3 protein-coding genes are annotated in these 4,185 nt (G+C 67.1%); 1 reads left to right on the forward strand and 2 read right to left on the reverse strand.

Going from position 1 to position 4,185, the window contains the following annotated elements:
* Positions 1-517: 517 nt before the first annotated feature.
* A complete protein-coding gene (locus tag QGG75_12335; protein ID MDP6068019.1) occupies positions 518-2,056 on the forward strand; it encodes a HEAT repeat domain-containing protein in 1,539 nt (512 codons plus the stop codon).
* Between the two features lie 4 nt (positions 2,057-2,060).
* On the opposite strand, the gene QGG75_12340 is transcribed toward QGG75_12335, so the two are convergent.
* Both QGG75_12340 and QGG75_12345 read right to left on the reverse strand, forming a co-directional pair.
* Positions 2,061-3,098 (reverse strand): HupE/UreJ family protein, encoded by a 1,038-nt coding sequence (locus QGG75_12340; protein MDP6068020.1) that lies wholly within the window; start codon positions 3,096-3,098, stop codon positions 2,061-2,063.
* Between the two features lie 69 nt (positions 3,099-3,167).
* Positions 3,168-4,136, reverse strand: coding sequence for a cyclase family protein (locus tag QGG75_12345; GenBank protein MDP6068021.1), 969 nt, complete (start codon positions 4,134-4,136; stop codon positions 3,168-3,170).
* Positions 4,137-4,185: the final 49 nt, after the last annotated feature.

Here is a 4,185-nt window from a genome sequence, read left to right on the forward strand (position 1 = left end):
TTTCAAGCTCTCGGCCCGAATGTCAGGTTCGAGTTCAACCAGAGAGCGTAGCCGCCGATAGCGACCTAAACGTCGCAGCCAGGAGGTCGTTCATCACACGGTTCTGCCGTATGGGTTCCTCCTAGGACATCGACACTACCTCATCGCCATGATGGACCACCCGAAGGCTGTAAAATGTATACCTTTTAGTGTGCCCAATATTGAGACAGCTGAGATCCTGGAAGATTATTTCGAGCGTGATTCAAGTTTTTCCCTTCGAGAATACCCTGTCGGCGCGACAGCGACGCGCAGGCCATGACCCGGTGAGAAATGCGGGCTAGCGCCTGGCGTCTTCCGTGGCGCTTGCTTCGTGGTATGCTTGGGGCTGTGGTCGCCGGGGGAGAATCGACGGCCGGAGACATTCTTCAGAGAGGCCTTAATGGCTTCGGAGAGGCCTTCATGGTCGAATTGACGCCAGCGTTCGAATTGCCAAACAAGCCGGCGTCCTAAGATCGTCGCGGCAGCCATCGCTGAAAACATGGTCACACGGTTTGTCATTCGTCCGGTGATCGCCGGGTTGGCGGTATGGCTGGCCGTGACGCCTGTGCTGGCCAACGGCTGGGAGCACTGGGGCGTTCCGCTCGACATCCTGCTGGCAACGCTGGGGGCCGAGGAACCGGGCTACCGTATGCGGGCGGCGCGTTCGCTGGGCGTCCGTCAGGAACCGAGGGCGGTGGCACCGATGCTGGCCCGCCTCGCCGACGCCGACGAACGGCCGTTGGTCAAGGATGCGGTGATGGCGGCTTTGGGCCAGATCGGCGACCACCGCGCCGTTCCGATCTTGACCCGCGTTCTCAAACACGACGTGCGCGACGAGCTTCGGGCCGCCGCCGCCGCCGCTCTCGCCGGCATGGCGGCGGCCCAAGCGCTGCCCGACCTGATCGCCGCCTATGAGGGCGACCGCTCGCTGATCGTGCGGGCCGGCGTCGTCGAGGCGCTGGGCGCCTTTGACGATCCCTCGGCGATTTCCCTGCTGACCGGGTTGCTGGCGGCGGACGCCAACCCGAGCCTGCGCCGCAAGGCGATCCGCTCGCTCGGCCTGACCCGGTCGCCGAGCGTCACGGTGCCGCTGCTGGCGGCCCTGTCCCGCGCCTCCGGCGCCTCCGAACGCGGCGCCATCGTCGAGGCCTTGGGCCATATCGCCGATCCCCGGGCGCTCGCCGGGCTCGCCGCGCTCTATGACCGCACCCGGGACAACGCGCTCAAGGTACGGCTTGCGGTGGCGCTCGGCGCCATCCGCGACGGCAGCGCGGTGCCCAAACTGATCGAGCTTTTGCAGAGCGACCTCGCCGCGGTGCAGTTCTTCGCCATCGAGGCCTTGGCCGAAGCCGGCGATGAGCGGGCGGCCCAACCCCTGCGCCAGCTCTACCGCCGCGCCACGGTGTCCAGCCGCACCTCGCTCGAGTTGGCGAAGCAGGGGCGCCCCGCCGCCTACCTTGCCGAGCAGAGCCTGCGCCTCGAGGCGATCCGGGTGCTTGCCTCGCTCGATGCCGCCGGATCGCTCGCTGAATTCCTCGATGCCGCCGCTGTTGCCATGTTCGATCGGAGTTCGGGCCTGGGCCTCAGGCTTAACGAGGGGAGCTATCAGTTGCGCCGGATGGCGATCGCCGGACTGGGCTACAGCGGCGCGCTACGGGCGACGCGGTTTCTCCTGGCCGGGCCGATCGACGACGGCGATTTCCGCCTCCGGGCGGCAGCGGCCCGCGCTCTCGGCGTGCTCGGTCACGACCAGGCCTCCGACGCCCTGGCAGCCCTGCTCGGCGATGTCTCGGCCGAGGTGCGTTGGGTTGCCGCCCGGGTGCTGGGGCGGCTGAAGCGGCCGGCGGCGGGGGCCGGTCTGGTGGCGGCGCTGGACGACCGCCACCCCGAGGTGCGCCGGCAAGCGGTTTTGAGCCTGGGCTATCTCGCCGACCCGGCGGCCTGTGAACGCATCGCCGGGCTCGAACAGGGCGATCCCGACGAGGCGGTTCGCAACGCCGCCCGCGCCACCGCCGGCATCCTTTGCCGCGGCGGTTAGAGTTCTAAATCAACGCGCGCTGGACGAACCAGACGGTAGCGACCAGCAGGATGAGCGCCGAGCCCGCGCGCATCGCCGGCCGGTACCAGGATCGGCGGCTCGCCAAAATCAGCAGTGGGAAGACCGCGGCGACGAACGCCAACTGGCCGATCTCGACGCCGAGATTGAAGGCAAACAGCGTCGTCACGGCCCCGGCACCGCCGAGATCGAGTTCCTTGAGGAAAGTGTAAAAACCCAGCCCATGCACCAGGCCGAAGCCCAGGGCGAGCAGCCAGCGGTGGCCGGTGGCGCCGGCGAACAGGTTTTCGGCGGCGACGTAGGCGATGCTCAGGGCGATCAGGCTTTCGACCAGGCCGGACGGCAGGTCGATGACGCCGAACCAGGCCAGCGACAGGGTCAGGGTGTGGGCCAGGGTAAAGGCGGTGACGATCTTGACCAGATCGACAAAGCGGGCGCTGACCAGAAGCAGGGCGACAAGGAACAGCAAGTGGTCGACGCCGGTGGAGATATGTTCGATGCCCAGCACGACGATGCGCCCGGCCCGTGGTAGCCAGGCGAGCGCTGATTCGGGCTGGGGCGCCGCCACCTCGATTTCGAGGTTGGTGATCTCGGCGTCGAACAGGAACTCGCGCCGGCCCTGGCCGGCGTCGATGGTGCCGATGGCCCGGTGGCCGGCGTCGAGGTCGAAGAACAAGAGATAGCCGAGATCAAGGCGAGCGATGGCGGCGGGGCAGCGGAAGACCAGTCGGACAATCACCTCGTCGGGCAGGCGGCCATATTCGGTGCCCGCTTCCGCGCGGCGGCAGTCCCGGCCGTCGGCGCTGGCGACCAGGCGCGCCGCCAAGTAGGCCCCCAGGGCGTCGGCCCGCGCCTCGAAGGCGTTCTTCGGCACCGGGGCGACGAGGTCGGTTTCGATGCCCAACGCCAGCGCCAGGTCGTGGGCCGAAACGATGAGGCGGACGTCGACCCGATGGCCGGCGACCGCGACCGTCAGGCGGCTGAGGTTGGTCTTGTGCGCCAAGGCGCCGGCCTGCCAGCACAAGGCCAGCAGGCCGGCGACGATGGCGATACGCGTTTGCCTAGGGCAGCGGAAGCGGAACGGCAGCCGCTTTTATCGCTCGCAAAGCGCCATGGCGCGCGACGGACCGCCGGTGCCGCCAACCAGCTTGGGGGCGCCGACGAACAACATGCACGACCCCGGCTTGGCTTCGGCCAACTGGCCCAGGTTGGCGCCGTTCTCAAGGAATTTCCAGCCGCGCTGCAGGCCGCGCATATGGCAGTGCCAGGAATCGGTAACCAGATCACCCTTGGGTCCACGGCTGTTTTCGCCCGAATCGATGCCGATGTTGTCCATGGCGATGCCGTTGATGCGCACGCCCTTGCGATCCTCGATCTCGATCAGCTTGTCGCAGGCCGCTTGGCTCATGCCGGGGAAGTTCCAGCCGTTGATGTAGGGCGAATCCTGCAGGCTGGTACCCTTGAAGAAGCGCGACCAGCCGGCATTGACGACGAGCCAGATGCCGCTGCGGATCTGCGCCTCGACCCCGGCAATGTCGGCCGCGGTGACGACGTTGCTGGTGTTGTTGCCGAAATCGGTGACGCTGGACTTGCCCGGTTTGCCGCCGTTCTTGTCGAGCTCGGCCTGCACCCGCGAGCTGATGTCGATGAACACCACCGGACCGGTCAAATCGTCGACCCCGAGTTCCTCGAGCGTCCGCTTGTCGGGATTTTTCGACTCCAAGGTCTTGTCGGTATTGTTGAAGTGCACCGGCGCGTCGATATGGGTGCCGTGGTGCTCGTACAGGAGGAAACGGCCCATGCCGAAGTAGCCCCGGTTGGTCTTGAAGTCGGGCAGCGCCTCGTAGACGGCCTGGGCGCCGAAGGTCGGCACCTGGATCGAGCCCTTGAGCGGTTTCGTCAGATCGGGCTTGCCGATGTTGCCGTCCTTGGGTGAAAACGTGCCGATGGGATGGGTCAGGTCGACGACGAAGGTGCCGGCGGCGGCCAGCGGCCCGGCGACGAAGAGACCGAGGCCGAACGCGGCGGCGGCCGCGGATGCCAGAAGCGATGCCGATTTCATGGATTGTCCCCCTTGATCGCTGTTGTCGCGCCGACGAGGTCGGCGCTGG

It is taken from the genome of Alphaproteobacteria bacterium, from assembly GCA_030740435.1.
Taxonomy (GTDB): Bacteria; Pseudomonadota; Alphaproteobacteria; order UBA2966; family UBA2966.

What these genes read in the sequence shown, in the direction of transcription:
- QGG75_12335 (MDP6068019.1), top strand. Translation starts at nt 518, where the DNA reads ATGGTCACACGGTTTGTCATTCGTCCGGTGATCGCCGGGTTGGCGGTA.
- QGG75_12345 (MDP6068021.1), bottom strand. Translation starts at nt 4,136, where the DNA reads ATGAAATCGGCATCGCTTCTGGCATCCGCGGCCGCCGCCGCGTTCGGC.